Source organism: Streptomyces sp. B21-083 (genome assembly GCF_036898825.1).
Lineage (GTDB): Bacteria > Actinomycetota > Actinomycetes > Streptomycetales > Streptomycetaceae > Streptomyces.
In genome coordinates, this window is sequence record NZ_JARUND010000001.1 from 2932224 (window position 1) to 2947277 (window position 15054).

Below are 15054 nucleotides of genomic sequence, written 5' to 3' on the forward strand. Positions count from 1 at the left end.
CGGCGGAAGCTCACTTTCGGGCAAGCGACAGGCCCCCTCGTCATCACAGGCTCAAGACTGGCTCAAGGCTCCCATAAACCGCTCCTTCGAGGGACCCGTACAAAACATCGCGTCAACCGCAAGTGCCTTGACGGAACTTACGGAACGCAGAAATCGGCGGAAGTCAGAGAAACTTCGCCTTGCCGGGGCCCTCCTCCACGAAGCTCCGCATCCCGATCTCCCGGTCCTCCGTCGCGAACAGGCCCGCGAACCAGTTCCGTTCGATCGTGAGCCCCGTCTCCAGGTCCGTCTCCAGACCCGCGTCGATCGACTCCTTCGCCGCGCGCAGTGCGATCGCCGGTCCCTGCGCGAGCTTCGCCGCCCAGGCATGCGCCTCGGTGTACACGTCGGCGGCCGGTACCACGCGGTCCACCAGACCGAGTGACAGCGCTTCGTCCGCCTTGACCATCCGTCCGGTGAAGATCAGGTCCTTGGCCCTGGAGGGGCCGATCAGCCGGGAGAGTCGCTGCGTACCGCCCGCGCCGGGGATCACCCCCAGCAGGATCTCCGGCTGACCGAGTTTCGCATTGTCGCCGGCGATGCGGTAGTCCGCGCAGAGCGCCAACTCGCAGCCGCCGCCGAGCGCGTAGCCGGTCACCGCGGCGACGACGGGCTTGGGGATACGGGCGACGGCGGTGAAGGAGTCCTGCAGTGCCCGTGCCCGGGCGACCATCGCCGCGTGGTCCATGGCCTGCATCTCCTTGATGTCCGCGCCGGCCGCGAACACCTTCTCCCCGCCGTACACGACGACCGCCCGTACGTCGTCCCGACGGGTGGCCTCCTCCGCGAGCTCCTTGAGGCGGTCCTGGGTGGCGACGTCCAGCGCGTTCATGGGCGGCCGGTCCAACCGGAGCGTGCCCACACCTTCGGCGACTTCGAGATTCACGGTCATGCAGGCAGGTTAACGGGGACTAACGGCTGCTGACCGATGCGGTCGGTCACACCCGGCGGGGGTCAGGGGGTTGCCCCCCCAGGCAGACACAGCACGGGGACTAACGGCCACTGGACCGGTGCGGCCCGTCACACCCGGCCGGGGGTCCGGGGGTTGTCCCCCGGGCAGACACAGCACGGGGACTAACGGCCACTGGACCGGTGCGGCCCGTCACACCCGGCCGGGGGTCCGGGGGTTGTCCCCCGGGCAGACACAGCACGGGGGCTGACGACAACGGGCCCGGTGCTGGCAGTCGCACCGGGCCCGCGACAACGTAACCGGGACTACGCCTTCCACTTCTCCCAGGACATGTTCCAGGCGTTGAGGCCGTTGTCCGGGTCGACGATCCGGTCGTTGGAGTTCTTCACGATGACCACGTCGCCGATCATCGACCGGTTGAAGAACCAGGCCGCCGACACCCCGCTGTCGTAGCCACCGCGCACATCCCGCAGGCCGATGCAGCCGTGGCTGGCGTTGTAGTTGCCGAAGGCGTCGCCGCCCCAGTAGTTGCCGTGGATGAAGGTGCCGGAGTCGGTCAGGCGCTGGGCGTGCGGGACGTCCTTGATGTCGTACTCGCCGCCGTAGCCGACCGTCTCGCCGTTCATCCGGGTCACTTCGAGGCGCTCGGTGATGACCATCTGGCCGTTCCAGGTGTCGTAGCCGGGCTTGCCGGTGGTGACGGGGATGGTCTTGACGACCTTGCCGTCCCGTCGTACGACCATCTTCTTGGTCTTGACGTCGACCGTGGAGACCTGGCTGCGGCCGATGGTGAAGGAGACCTGCTTGGCCTGCTTGCCGTAGACGCCGGGGCGTCCCTCGACGCCGTCGAGGGCGAGGGTGACGGTGACCTTCGTGCCCGGCGCCCAGTACTTCTCCGGCCGGAAGTCGAGGCGGTCGTTGCCGAACCAGTGACCCTCGACGTCGACGGCCGGCTCGGTCTTGACGGTGATGGCCTTCTCGACGTCGTCGGGGTGCGTGATGCCCCGGGTGAAGCGGACCGAGAACGGCATGCCCACGCCGACCTTCGTACCGTCCTCGGGCGTGAACGTACCGACGAACGTGTTCTTCGGGGTGAGGGTGGTGAAGGACGACTCCTCCGCCGCCGTACGCCCCTGACTGTCCTTCGCCACGACGTGCACCTTGTACGTGGTCGACGCGGCGAGATGCGTCGCGGGCGCCCACTTGGTGTCACCGGCGGTCAGCGCGCCCGCGACCGCGTTGCCCTTGGAGTCCTCGACCTTGACCTCGGTCAGCTTGCCCTTCGCGGCGCTGACGGTGAGCGCGCCGCTGGTGTCCACGGACTTCGCGCCGTCCTTGGGCGCGATGGTGACGACCGCCTGCGACTGCTGGGTCTGCGCTGTGGTGGAGTCCTTGCCCTGGGGCTTGGCGTCGTCGGACCCGGAGTTCGAGCCGCCGCCCCCGCCGCACGCGGTGACGGCGACGAGCACGACCCCGGCGAGCAGCGCCAGTGGCCCTCTGCTCCCCCGTATCCCGCTTACCCTTGCCCCGCCCCGTCGTGCCGCAGCCGAAGCCCCCGATATCGGTCGCGCGTTCAAGCTGGTCTCCCCTCCCCGTGGCCTGTTCCAGGCCCGCTTCCCCGGCGCGTCCCACGCACCCGGGCGCATATTAAGCACAAGGTCACACCCCCCGGCGGCCCCAGAAGGTCACTGTTTCGTCCCAACATCATCAGATTGTCGGACCCGACTGTTTACGTCACCCCCGTGACCGTCACAGCGCGCCGGCGACCGCCACGAACCTCGACTCCCGCAACTCCCGGCTATTTCACGGCAGTGCCCGCCTGCCACTCCTTCCAGTCCATGTTCCAGCCGCCGAGCCCGTTGTCGGGAGCGACGTTCTTGTCCTTGCTGTGGACGACCTCGATGACGTCGCCGACAAGGCTCCGGTCGAAGAACCAGCCCGCCGGACTGTCCGAACTCCCGCCCTTCACATCCTTCAGCCCGACGCAGCCGTGACTGACGTTGGTGTTGCCGAAGGCGTCCGGCGCCCAGTAGTTGCCGTGCAGGAAGGTCCCGGAGGTGGTCAGCCGCATCGCGTGCGGCACGTCCGGGATGTCGTACTCGCCCCTGCCGTCCTTCTTCTTGAAGCCGACCGTGGCACCGTTCATCCGGGTCAGCTCCAGCATCTCCGTGACCACCATTTTCCCGTTGTACGTCGTGGACTTCGGCGCCCCCGCCGTGATCGGCACCGTGGCCAGCAGTGCGCCGTCGCGCCGCACCTCCATGGTGTGCGCGGCGGCGTCGACGAGCGAGACCTGACTGCGGCCGACGGTGAACGTGAACGTCTTGCGCTGGATCCCGTACACCCCCGGCGCCCCCTCGACGTCCCGCAGCGCCAGGTCGACGGTGACCTTGGTACCCGGCGCCCAGTACTCCTCCGGCCGGAAGTCGAGGCGGTCGTCGCCGAACCAGTGCGGGCGGACCTCGACGGCCGGTTCGGCGGTGACATGGATCGCGCGTTCGACGGCCGCGCGGTTGCGGATCCCCCGGTTGAACTCCAGCGACACGATCATTCCGGTGCCGACGGTGGCACGGTTCTCCGGGGTGACGTATCCGATGAAACGCTCATCGGGCACGTACGTCGTGAAGGTCGTGTGCCGGGCCGAACGGCGGCCGTGGGCGTCGAGCGCCACGGCGTCGACCGTGTATCTGGCGGCCAGCGCGAGCCGCGCGTCGTCGGGCCGCCAGGACAACCCGTCCTCGGAGATCCGTCCGGCCACCGCCGACTCCTGCGCGTCCTGGGCCCGGACGACCTTCACGGACTCCAGGCGCCCGCTGGGCACCCGTACGAGAAGGGGGTTGTCGGGGCGCACGGCGCGGCTCCCGTCGTCCGGCGAGACGCGGATCGCGTCCAGCGGTGCCCCGGGTTTCCCGAACACCGAGTCCACTCCTCCCACCCCCTCCGAAGTGCAGCCGGCTGCTCCGGCCAGCAGTCCTGCCCATGTCAGTACGGCGGCCAGCCCGGCCCTCGCGCGCCGAGCGCGCCCAGTTACGTGCCTCACGAAGACCCCAACGACGCGGCCCGCCCTGGGGAAACGTGAGTGCGAGCCACGCTCTGGGCAGAACAGGGGGGAGAAACGACGCGAAGAGCGACGCGACAGGGCTCTGCGGCCGGGACACCGCACACTTGTTCTCGTTGTGCTGGCTCAGTTTCACTCGTTCCACCGGTTTCACCCGTTCCACGAGTCGCGGGAGGCGGAGAGGTGTCCAGCGCAGCCGAGCAGAAGGCGGTCGCGAACGAGCGCGCCGTCGAGGAGAGGCGCCCCGAAGCCGTGTTGCCAGACATCGATGCCACCACCGACGTCACCACCGACCCCGCGCGGAACGGCGTGCCACGCGCCGCGCTGCCCTCCGTACCCGTGTGGCCGGGGACGCCCATGCCGCTGGGCGCGCGTTTTCGCACCGGCCCGGACGGGGTGTCGGGCACCAACTTCGCGCTGTGGGCGGGTGGGGCGGAGGCGGTGGAGCTGTGCCTGTTCGGCGAGGTCGGGGACGGTGACGGGGGCGGCGGGGAGGTGGAGACCCGCGTCTCCCTCACCGAACTGACGCACGAGATCTGGCACGGCTTCGTGCCCGGGGTCATGCCGGGCCAGCGGTACGGCTACCGCGTGCACGGCCGCTGGGACCCGTGGACCGGCGCCCGCTGGAACCCGGCGAAGCTGCTCCTGGACCCGTACGCCCGTGCGGTGGACGGCGATTTCGAGCTGCCCCCCGAGGTGTACGGGCATGTCCGCGACTGGCCCCAGCAGCAGGTCGCGGACACCGTGCGCGACGACCGGGACTCGGCGCCGTACGTCCCGAAGGGAGTCGTCGTCCACGACGACGCCCCCGACGACGAGTGGGCGGACGACCGCCGCCCGAAAACGCCGTGGGCGGACTCGGTGATCTACGAGGTCCACGTCAAGGGGTTCACCAAGCTGCACCCCGGCATCCCCGAAGAGCTCCGGGGCACCTACGCGGGCCTGGCGCACCCGGCGGCGATCGAGCATCTGACGAAGCTGGGCGTGACGGCGGTGGAACTGCTGCCCGTGCACCAGTTCGCGCACGAGGACCATCTCCTGCGCCGGGGCATGAAGAACTACTGGGGCTACAACTCGATCGGCTACTTCGCCCCGCACGCGGGTTACGCGGCGACGGGTACGGCGGGCCAGCAGGTCGGCGAGTTCAAGCGCATGGTGCGCGCACTGCACGCGGCGGGCATCGAGGTCATCCTCGACGTGGTCTACAACCACACGGCGGAGGCCGACGAACACGGCCCGACGCTGTCCCTGCGCGGCATGGACAACCGGGGTTACTACCGGCTGCAGAACGACGCCCGCCGCTACGCGGACTACACGGGCTGCGGCAACACGCTCCACGTGGTCCAGCCGCACGTACTGCGCCTGATCACCGACTCGTTGCGGTACTGGGTGACGGAGATGGGGGTGGACGGCTTCCGGTTCGACCTGGCGGCGGCCCTGGCCCGCTCGATGCACGACGTCGACATGCTCTCCCCCTTCCTGGCGGTGATCGCCCAGGACCCGGTGCTGAGGAGGGTGAAGCTGATCGCGGAGCCGTGGGACGTCGGTTCGGGCGGCTACCAGGTCGGTGCGTTCCCACCCCTGTGGACGGAGTGGAACGACCGCTATCGCAACGCGGTACGGGACTTCTGGCGGGGCGCGCTGCCGGACGTACGGGACCTCGGGTACCGCCTGTCGGGGTCGAGCGACCTGTACGCGTGGGGCGGCCGGCGCCCCTACGCCTCGGTCAACTTCGTCACGGCGCACGACGGTTTCACCCTCCGGGACATGGTGTCGTACGAGCGCAAGCACAACGAGGCCAACGGGGAGGGGAACCGGGACGGCACGGACGACAACCGCGCCTGGAACTGCGGCACCGAGGGTGAGACGGACGACGAGCGCGTACGGGCGCTGCGGCGACGCCAGTTGCGGAACCTGCTGACAACCCTGCTGCTGTCGACGGGCGTTCCGATGCTGGTCGCGGGTGACGAACTGGGGCGCACCCAGGGCGGCAACAACAACGCGTACTGCCAGGACAACGAGATCAGCTGGCTGGACTGGAGCCTGCTGGAGGACCCGGGCTGGCGCGCCCTGACCGAACTCACCGCCCGCCTCATCGAGTTGCGGCACCGGCATCCCGTACTGCGCCGCCGGGCGTTCTTCTCCGGCCGGGCCCGCTCGACGGACGGACTCCGGGACCTGGCCTGGTTCACGGCTCGGGGCGCGGAGATGACGGAAGGGGACTGGTACGCGCCGGCGGCGACCCTGGGCATGTACCTCTCGGGCCGCGACATCCCGGGCCGGGACGCCCGGGGCGCCCCGATCATCGACGACAGCTTCCTGGCCGTACTCCACGCGGGCGACCGCCCGACGAGCTTCGTACTCCCGGGGGCACCCTGGGCCGACCGCTACGAGGTCGTCGTCGACACGTCCCGCGAGGACCAGGGGGCGGCACCCCGGGTCGAGTACCGGGCCGGTGAGGAGATCGGGGTGCCGGGGCGGGCTGTCCTGTTGTTGCGGGTGGTGGGGTGAGGGGCGGGGGCTTCGCATGGCACCTTGGCCAATTCCGCGCTCATCAACAGGACCGATGACCCCGGCCACACCCTCCTGTCGCAGCCCGTCGGCGACGGGTCGCGGCACAAGCTGTTCTCGCCCCGCTGTATTGCGGTCCCGACGACCATCAAAGTCTTCCCAGCAAGCGAATTCGAAACTTTCGACGACCCACGCTCGCCTTTACACTTGCCATTTCGGCCATTTTTCGGCGGCCCGGCATTCCAGGCGCTTCACGACATGACCGATGCGTCCAGATCACCTATGCACCCGCCCTACGGACACCGACGTGGCGAGCACGATCGGATCTGCCTGCGCCGAGGGATCCGACGGCCCGGTGGCGGGCTACCGCGTCGTTGTTGGCGCATCTCACCGAACAGTAGGCGCGGCGCCCATTTCGGGACGTGTCCACGAAGGCCATTTTGCATACGCTTCGTGCACATCGACCAAGCCGAGTCGGAGAAGCCGAGCAGACGACGTACGACAGGCCGGTCGCGGTGACTGCCTTGATGTGGGCGGCAGGGGCGGAGCCCGGAGCGCTGTAGTGCATGTGCGGCGTTCCGTCGTGCAGCGAGATACGCGGCGAACTGGCGGCCTCCGCCAGCAGCATATTGATCATTTCGCACCGTTCGTCCAGCGGCTGGGCGCCGAAACAGTGGGCGAGCCGCCGGCTCCACTCCCATATCTCTAACGTCTGCGGCGGGTCCAGCACGCGCTGCGCGATGCCGTGCACGGCCAGGATCTGCTCCAGTTCGCGTGGCGTCCAGAGGGCGGTGCTGTTGACGAGATCCGCGGCGAGCCGCGCGGCTTCGCCACCGTAAGGGTTGAATTGCATAGCAGTAGTAAAGCACGCTCGTTTGCGGGCCGAACGGCTATTACTCGATGAGTGGTGGCAGTCGGTTCAGCACGTGCAGAAGGCAACCGACCGAAGCAGGTGTCAACTCAGCACATGTCTGTTCTCACCCAGGAACACACTCGTCAGTTCATCGATCAGTCCGTGGAGAAACTGGCCGCCTCGGTGCACTCCAGTGAGGCGCTGAACAACGAATTCTACGCACGCTGGATGGGTGGGCCACTGACCTACCCCGAAGTCAGTGTGTTTGCCGAGCAGTACCTGGCGCGCACGGTCAACACGAGCGTCATGGTGGCCTTGTCGGTGCTCAACACCAGGGATCTTCACGCACGCGTGGAGTGCGTGAAGAACCTCTATTCCGAGTACGGCAACGGAGACGCGTCGAAGGCCCACCTCGTCCTGCTCGAGACCTTCCTCAGCGACCTGCTGACTCGGCTCAGGGGAGCGCCGGTGTCCGCCGAGGACGTGCGCGGCGCGCCGACGCTGCCCACCACGCACGCGTTCAGCACCGAACAGCGTGCGCTGTTCGAGTCCGATGACCAGCGCACGGTGCAGGGTGCCCTGCTGGCTCAGGAGCACCTCGCCTACTCGATGCTCACCCGCCTGTACGAGGGGGTGCGTAACTACAAGAGCGTCTACGAGACGGACGACGACTTCCACGAGGCCTGCGAGTACTTCTACGTGCACATCGGGGAAGCCGAGAAGGACCACAAGGCTCAGGCCGTGATCTCCGCGGCCGCGGTCTGCCAGGATGAGGACGACCTGGCGGTCGTGACCGAGGGCTTCACACAGTTCGTGAACCTCACGGCCGACTACTGGCGCGGTGTCGCCTCGGAGATGACCCGGCGAGCTGCGGCAGCCTGACCGAACGGGCGACGGGGAGCGCGGAGTTACCTTGAAAGCGCAACAGGCCCATCGCGACCGCATGGTTCCTCCGCTGCTGGTGCTGGCACAGATCAGTAGCCTGCAAGTCGGATCGGCGGTTGCCAAGAGCGCCTACGACGAGGTGGGCGCGACGGCCCTGGCCGGTATGCGCCTGCTCTTCTCCGCCGTCATCGTGTGGGTGCTCGTCCGCCCTCGCCCCAGTGCGATGTCGAGCCGCCAACGGTGGACCGCCATCGCACTGGGCGTGGTCTTCGCCGCCATGAACGTGGCCTACTTCCAGACGATCAAGTATCTGCCGATCGGCATCGCCTCGACCATCGAGCTCCTGGGCCCCTTGATCGTGGCCGTCGCGATGTCACGGCACTGGAAGGACCTGGCAGGCACCCTCATGGCCCTGACGGGCGTCTTGTTGCTCGCCTCTCCCGGCGCCGCTCTTCCCGTGGCCGGTCTGCTGCTGGGGGGTCTGGCTGCCATCTGTCGCGCGTCCTACGTCCTTCTCAGTCGTCGGGTAGGGCGCCTCTTCGACGACTGGAGCGGACTGGCCGTCGCTCTGGCCATCGGCGCCTGCCTGCTGACCCCGGTGGCAGCCGCCACACAAGGTGCGGTGATCGCACGGCATCCGCATCTTCTCCTCACCGGCCTTCTCGTGGCCCTCCTCTCCTCATTGATCCCGTACTCCCTCGATCTGACGGCGCTGCGGCGTATCGACGTGCGGGCGTTCGGCATTCTGCTGGCCATGAGCCCTGCCGTCGGCGCCGGCGTCGGTTACGTCGTGCTCGGCGAGCACATGACGGCGCGTCAGGGCGCGGCCATCGCACTGGTCGTCGTCGCCACCGCGTGGTCGGTCCAGTCGCCCAGAGGCAGCACCGGTCGCGCGCAGACGGGATCTCCCACGGAGTCGGAGGCCGAAACGCCCAACGCCTGACGTTCCACGACAGGCCGTTGAGGGACCGGTATCCATCCGACAGAGAGGAACTGCTTCTCATGGACCTCACCACGGCGATGCTGACCCGTCGCAGTGAGCACCACCTGGTCGAACCTGCCCCCAGTGACGAGGAGTTCGCCTACCTGTTGAAGGTGGCCGCGACAGCTCCGGACCACGGTCTGCTCCGTCCGTGGCGTTGGATACTCATCCGCGGCGACGGCCGCGACGAGCTCGGAGCCCGCTTCGCCGAGGAAGCCCCGGCCGAACGCCGCACCCAGGCCGCGGCCAAGCCCCAGCGTGCCCCGTTGCTGGCATCGTTGGTGTTCACCCCGACCCAGGGGCACAAGGTTCCCGAATGGGAGCAGTTGGCGGCGACCAGCGCCGTGACTCACTCGATGATGCTGTTGCTGCACTCGCGGGGCTTCGGCAGCATCTGGCGGACCGGGGCTGCCGTGTGTTCGCCGCAGGTACGGCAGTTGCTGGGCCTGCGGGACGGGGAGGAACTGCTGGGGTGGCTGTACATCGGTACGGCCGAGATCCGGACATCCGGGCCCCGGCGCCGCCCGCTGTGCGACGTGTCCAGTCGACTCAGCCGTCTGTCCCTGCCGCACCAAGCGACTGTCTGACACGTGCCACTCGTACGATGTAATGGTTGAAATGACTTAGGCCATTGCGTCAGCGTGGGTGCATGGATGACACCGGCATCGACTCCTGCCCCGTCTGCTGGTCACCGGTCACGGACAGTGCCCAGTGGGTCCTGCTGTCTCGGCACCGGACTTCCCAAGGCGACATCGAGTACTGCCTGTCCACTTGCGGTTGTGTGACCGTCCTCCTCGGCGGGAATCTACTGAAATCCGTTCCCGCGGCTGTCCACCGCCGACCGGCACGCAGCCGCAGGATTTCCGATACGACGCCGGAACCGGCGCACTACGGCAAAGCCGGGTGGCGCCGGCGACTGGCCACGTTCCGGGCGGTATTGACTGCCACGCCCATCAACTGACTGCCCCGGCGCGCGAACGGAAAAAGTCCGCCCCCATGTAAGGCTTGTGACGCAACAGGCAGTGGCATCAGGGTGGATTCCGCGTCACCGATTGATTGATCCGGCAGATCTCATTCTGGAGGTTGTATATGCCCACCGTTGTGATCGAAGAGGAATTCGACCTGGATCTGAACGTCGAAGCACTGGAGAACTCGGTTCAGGTCTCACGTGCGACAAGCGCCACCTTCTGCTGGGTCTCCTGCGGCGGGTTCTGTTTCACCGGTGAGTGAATAACAGTGTGCCGGGCGGGGTGCTGAGCCCCGCCCGGCACCGGCAATGGGGAGAGCTGTGGCCGCGCAAGAGGACGCGAGTCCGTCATTCGAGTGTTCTGGGCCAGTATTGTTACGTGCTGCGGCTCTGCCTTTTCCACCAGGCAACATCGATTCCGCACTGAAAGAACCCGAAGCATCTTCCCTGCCACCTGTGGCCGGCCCGGACGACGAATCAGGAATGCGCGAACGCGTGGCCGCGCTGGCGTCGATTTCCGAACTCATGACGGCAGTCGAACTCGCGAGCCCCAGCCTGGCAGATGACGTGCGGCGTGTGGCGGAAGGGCGACCGGTCAGGCGCAAGGTTCTGCGGCGCGTCACCACTGCTCTCACCAAATATCACCTGCGTATGGCCCAACGCCCCACGCCCTTCGGTCTGTTCGCCGGTGTAGCCCTGTCGGATCCAGGACGGCGACCCCAGTTGGACGTCGGCCGTGAACACCGGACTGTGAGCCGGCCGGACGCGGGATGGCTGCTCGAGGTCCTGATGTCCGTCCTGACCGTGCGGCCTGTGCTGAGACGTGCTCGCCTGGTGGCCAACAATCTGTGCACTGTGCGCGACGGGCGACTGGTACTGATCGACTTCCACAACGGTTCTGGGCAGGAGTTGACACCCTCGGTCCGCTACACCTCCGTCGTCGGTGCGGTCCTGGGTGCCACAAGGGAGCCCGCGACGTGGGAGCACGTACTGAAGACGGTGCGCGACCAGTTCCCGCGGGCTTCCGAGGAAGCGGTCGAGCGTTGTCTCGACCAGCTGGTAGGAAGCCACTTCCTGCTCACCGACCTGATGCCTCCGCCCGACTGCGGTGATCCCCTCACCTACCTCCTGCACCGGCTGGACGGACTCGACCACCCCGTCGTCCGGGAACTGCGCGGGATCCAGAAGGCGCTGAACGCCCTCGATTCCGCGGCGCCGGGAGACCGGCTCACCGCGTTGGTCGCTGCCAGGAACAGGATGAGGGCGCTCGTCCCGGCCGAGCACCCTCTTCAGTGCGATCTGCTGTTCGACGCCCGCGTGACCCTTCCCCCAACTGTGGGGAAAGAGGTGGCCGGTGTCGCGGACGTGTTGTGGAGGCTCGCGTCCGAGCACCCGGCCAAGGAACGCATGCGTGCCTATCACGGGCGTTTCCTCGAACGGTACGGAACGGAACGCACGGTGCCCGTACTGGAACTCCTCGACGAGGTGCGTGGACTCGGTCTGCCACTGACCGAGCAGGGAAGCACCACCGGGCATCGGGCGGTTGCCGCGGACAAGCGGGACCGGCTGCTCGGTGAACTTCTCTGCGACGCCATGCACCGCGGCGCACAGGAGATCATCCTGGATGACGCGGCCGTACGACGGCTCACCTCTGACAGCCACAGCCAGGGACCACGATCAGCGGACATCGGTGCTGAGGTGGTGGCGGCCAGCTGGGAAGCGCTCTGCGCGGGCGACTTCCGCCTCGTGCTGGGGCTGAGCCCGGTCTCCCCCATGGCTGGGGCAGCCTTCGGACGTTTCCTGTTCGCACTCGCTGCACCCGCGCAGGCCCGAGTACAGCAACTGGTCGACGACGCCGAGGCCATGAACGACACGGAAGAGCTTGCCGCACTCGTCGCCTTCCGCCCCTCGGTGGCTCGCTCGGCCAACGTGACCGGCGTTCCTCAGTGGCTGCGGCACAGGATCCCGCTCGGCGTGGGCCCGGCCGCGACAGACGCAGTGGATGACCTGAGCCTGGAGCATCTCGGAGTTCGGGCCACCAGCAGCTGCCTGGAACTCGTGTGGACGGCGACCGGGCAGCGGGTGCGCCCTGTCACGTACTCCATGATCGATCCGCACAGCGGCCATGTGCCGAACGTGGCCCGTTTTCTGCTCGAACTGGGCCAGCAGGAGGAGCGGCCTCCCGGGGGCTGGAGCTGGGGCGTCTGGTCGACAACGCCTGCGCTGCCCCGGGTGAGGTACGGCCGGTCGGTGCTGTGCCCCGCGCACTGGAGGCCCGACGAGGAGCTGTTCGCCGCGTCGTCCGCCTGCGACTCCCAGTGGGCCGCGCAAGTGGCCCGGTGGCGGCAACGGTGGGCTGTCCCCCGGGACGTCCTGCTGGGCAGGGGGGACCACCGTATCGCCGTGGACCTCGACGACCCGCTCCACCTTCTTGTCTTCCGCGGCGAAGTGCGCCGCGGCTCAGGCCTGGCCGTCATCGAACGCTTCGGCGGCGCTCCGCGCAACGACTGGTTCCAGAGCCGGGACGGATCGCACGCCTGCGAGTTCGTCTTTCCCGTTCTGAGGAAGGGCCACCAGGCCAACCGTGGCTCTCGCCCACGTGCCCCACGGTCGCGAAGCGATGCGGCACCGGCCAAGGATCTCGCACCGTACGGCGTGTCCAGCCACCTGCCCGGCGGCGAATGGCTGTACGCGAAGCTCTATGTCCCCGAACGCCATCAGCCCGCAGTGCTCACCCGCCACCTCGGCCGACTGATCGACCGGGTCTCAGGCCCTCTCACCGACACCTGGTTCTTCCTGCGCTACGCAGACCCCGACCCTCATCTACGCCTGCGGTTCCACGGCGGGGCGAAGTCGCTGTGGGGGGAACTGCTGCCCGAACTGCGTTCCTGGGCAGCAGAACTGGGTGACGCGGGACTTCTGTCCCGACTGGCACTCGACACCTACGAACCCGAGGTCCACCGCTACGGCGGAGCAGCGGCCATCGTCGGCGCCGAGCAGAGCTTCCACGCCGACAGTCAGGCCGTACTGCGGCAATTGAGCTCCCCGGACGGTCCGTTGGCGGACATCTCCGACGTGTCGCCGGCCGCCTTGGGCGTCCTGGACATCCTGTCCCATCTCTGCGGCACGACCTCCGAGGTGCTGCGGCAACTCGGCGGCGCGCCCGTCATGGCCCTCCGAGGTCGCGTACCGAGGGCCGACAAGCAGTCGCTGAGCATGCTGATGGACGAGCACGGCAGAGCGGTGAATTCAGTGGTTGACGATCATTGGCGAACTCGGCGCACGGCTCTCCTCGCGCTTCGTGAAACGCTGCGGAACAACACTCCGATTCCGGGGAGATCCGCGGAGGCGGATACCGGAGCCATAGCGATGAGTTTGGCACACATGCACTGCAACCGGCTCCTAGGAGTGGGCCGGGAAAAAGAGGCTCTTGCCTATGCGACAGCCCGCGAGTCCCTCGCCCTGCGTGTCGACAGAGTGCGACACGGTCGATGACCGGCCCACTCGCTTCCGCTCACGCCGTGGCCGAGCGGCTTCGTGTACCGGAAGAGGTGGACCGGCTCACCCGAGAATCACGTGCGCGGATTCCTCCCGATGTCCGGTTCCCTGGTTGGCAACCCGCACAGTTGCTCATCGGGCACACCGGTATCGCCATGCTCTACAGTCGTCTCACCTCGGACGACGCCGACTGGGGCAGAACGGCCCACGCCCATTTCTCGGCGGCCCTCCAGACCGTCACCACGGACACCGTCGGCGATGTGCTTCTCGCCGCGTCTCTGCACGCCCAGGAACACGGTGGCTACGCCAATTTCCTGAAACGGGCCGCTCCAGCGCATGTATCCGCGATACGAACGTCTCTTGACGCGATCGGCCGGCGGTTGCGGGAAAAGGGACCTGGACTGGCGAACGCGGAATACGACTTCGTCAACGGGCTTGCTCGCGGCGGACGCGGCTTGATGGCCGGCGCCACGCTGGGTCACGCCGAGTCCTCGGACGTCTTGCGGAAGTTGCTCGCCCTGCTGGTCGAGATGGCCCGCCCGATACAGGTCCACGGTGAGTGGGTACCGGGTTGGTGGACGGACCCAGGACCGGACCTCGCGCCGGAAGCAGACCGCGTGGCCTACCCCCTCGGCGAGTTCAACCTCGGTATCGCGCATGGCATCTGCGGACCCCTGTCGCTGCTGGCCCTGGCACACCAGGCCGGACATCGCGTCCCTGACATGCTCGACGCCACGCGCACCATGGCGGACTGGGTGATGCGGAAACGCAGGGCGGGAAGACAAGGCACGTACTGGCCCGGCCGCGTCGCTTTCGAGGACGAGACCGGCCGCTCCCGAAGCCCGGAAGTGCCGGTCGCGCCCAGGTCGGACTGGTGCTACGGGACTGCCGGCGTGGCACGGTCACTGCAGCTGGCCGGACGTTCGCTCGGCGACCCCGATCTGACAGAGGCCGGCATCGACGCGATGCGGTCCGTCTTCCAGCGGCCGTACGGAAGTGCTGAGATGCCGGATGCGACCTTCTGCCACGGTCGAGCCGGCGTGTTGCTGACAGCGGTGCGGATGGCAGCGGACACGGGGCATTCAGAACTGTGGGAAGGGGCTGACCGACTGGCCACGGACCTCGCTCGGAGCTTCGACCCCAGCACCGCGTTCGGCTATCGCTACCCACTGTCTCCCGCGGTGAATGCTCCTGCGGTCGACGAGCCCGGGCTGCTTCAAGGGGCCGCTGGTGTAGCTCTGACGTTGCTTTCCTACGTCGATGCCCGGGGCGGGAGACTCCCGGACCGCGGCGCTTGGGACACGGCACTGCTCATGGCTTGACCTGCGCGGGTACGTGGGGATGTTCAAGC

Annotated in this window: 11 protein-coding genes; 7 read left to right on the forward strand and 4 right to left on the reverse strand. The window is 67.8% G+C overall.

Annotated elements, in window-relative coordinates:
* Nucleotides 1-163: 163 nt before the first annotated feature.
* From QA861_RS13060 to QA861_RS13070, 3 genes are all read right to left on the reverse strand, one after another.
* A complete protein-coding gene (locus QA861_RS13060) occupies nucleotides 164-931 on the reverse strand; it encodes an enoyl-CoA hydratase/isomerase family protein (RefSeq protein WP_334588501.1) in 768 nt (255 codons plus the stop codon).
* A gap of 323 nt (nucleotides 932-1254) precedes the next feature.
* Entirely contained in the window at nucleotides 1255-2526 is a 1272-nt protein-coding gene (locus tag QA861_RS13065; RefSeq protein WP_443041478.1) for a L,D-transpeptidase, read from the reverse strand.
* A 221-nt stretch (nucleotides 2527-2747) separates the two neighbouring features.
* Nucleotides 2748-3989, reverse strand: coding sequence for a L,D-transpeptidase (locus QA861_RS13070; protein WP_334588503.1), 1242 nt, complete (start codon nucleotides 3987-3989; stop codon nucleotides 2748-2750).
* A 201-nt stretch (nucleotides 3990-4190) separates the two neighbouring features.
* On the opposite strand from QA861_RS13070, the gene glgX reads away from it, so the two are divergent.
* Nucleotides 4191-6518, forward strand: coding sequence for a glycogen debranching protein GlgX (gene glgX, locus QA861_RS13075; protein ID WP_334588504.1), 2328 nt, complete (start codon nucleotides 4191-4193; stop codon nucleotides 6516-6518).
* Nucleotides 6519-6798: 280 nt separating this feature from the next.
* On the opposite strand, the gene QA861_RS13080 is transcribed toward glgX, so the two are convergent.
* Nucleotides 6799-7371, reverse strand: coding sequence for a CGNR zinc finger domain-containing protein (locus QA861_RS13080; protein ID WP_334588505.1), 573 nt, complete (start codon nucleotides 7369-7371; stop codon nucleotides 6799-6801).
* Nucleotides 7372-7485: 114 nt separating this feature from the next.
* On the opposite strand from QA861_RS13080, the gene QA861_RS13085 reads away from it, so the two are divergent.
* From QA861_RS13085 to QA861_RS13110, 6 genes are all read left to right on the forward strand, one after another.
* Nucleotides 7486-8253: an iron-containing redox enzyme family protein gene (locus QA861_RS13085; RefSeq protein WP_334588506.1), complete on the forward strand. Its 768-nt coding sequence runs from the start codon at nucleotides 7486-7488 to the stop codon at nucleotides 8251-8253.
* A 31-nt stretch (nucleotides 8254-8284) separates the two neighbouring features.
* Complete coding sequence (locus QA861_RS13090; protein WP_334588507.1) at nucleotides 8285-9199, forward strand: EamA family transporter; 915 nt, start codon at nucleotides 8285-8287, stop codon at nucleotides 9197-9199.
* Nucleotides 9200-9258: 59 nt separating this feature from the next.
* The gene (locus QA861_RS13095; RefSeq protein WP_334588508.1) at nucleotides 9259-9825 is read left to right on the forward strand and encodes a nitroreductase family protein; all 567 of its coding nucleotides are present in this window, start codon (nucleotides 9259-9261) and stop codon (nucleotides 9823-9825) included.
* Between the two features lie 502 nt (nucleotides 9826-10327).
* Nucleotides 10328-10468 carry a hypothetical protein gene (locus QA861_RS13100; RefSeq protein WP_334588509.1) on the forward strand — a complete coding sequence of 47 codons (141 nt, stop codon included), beginning with the start codon at nucleotides 10328-10330 and terminating at the stop codon, nucleotides 10466-10468.
* Between the two features lie 220 nt (nucleotides 10469-10688).
* Nucleotides 10689-13700: a lantibiotic dehydratase gene (locus QA861_RS13105; protein WP_334588510.1), complete on the forward strand. Its 3012-nt coding sequence runs from the start codon at nucleotides 10689-10691 to the stop codon at nucleotides 13698-13700.
* Nucleotides 13697-15025: a lanthionine synthetase C family protein gene (locus QA861_RS13110; protein ID WP_334588511.1), complete on the forward strand. Its 1329-nt coding sequence runs from the start codon at nucleotides 13697-13699 to the stop codon at nucleotides 15023-15025. Before QA861_RS13105 ends, QA861_RS13110 begins: the two co-directional genes overlap by 4 nt.
* The last annotated feature ends 29 nt before the right edge of the window (nucleotides 15026-15054 follow it).

Excerpts from the sequence above, each read along its gene's own strand:
- QA861_RS13060 (WP_334588501.1), bottom strand. The coding sequence starts at position 931 with ATGACCGTGAATCTCGAAGTCGCCGAAGGTGTGGGCACGCTCCGGTTG.
- QA861_RS13080 (WP_334588505.1), bottom strand. The coding sequence starts at position 7,371 with ATGCAATTCAACCCTTACGGTGGCGAAGCCGCGCGGCTCGCCGCGGAT.
- QA861_RS13085 (WP_334588506.1), top strand. The coding sequence starts at position 7,486 with ATGTCTGTTCTCACCCAGGAACACACTCGTCAGTTCATCGATCAGTCC.
- QA861_RS13095 (WP_334588508.1), top strand. The coding sequence starts at position 9,259 with ATGGACCTCACCACGGCGATGCTGACCCGTCGCAGTGAGCACCACCTG.
- QA861_RS13100 (WP_334588509.1), top strand. The coding sequence starts at position 10,328 with ATGCCCACCGTTGTGATCGAAGAGGAATTCGACCTGGATCTGAACGTC.
- QA861_RS13105 (WP_334588510.1), top strand. The coding sequence starts at position 10,689 with ATGCGCGAACGCGTGGCCGCGCTGGCGTCGATTTCCGAACTCATGACG.
- QA861_RS13110 (WP_334588511.1), top strand. The coding sequence starts at position 13,697 with ATGACCGGCCCACTCGCTTCCGCTCACGCCGTGGCCGAGCGGCTTCGT.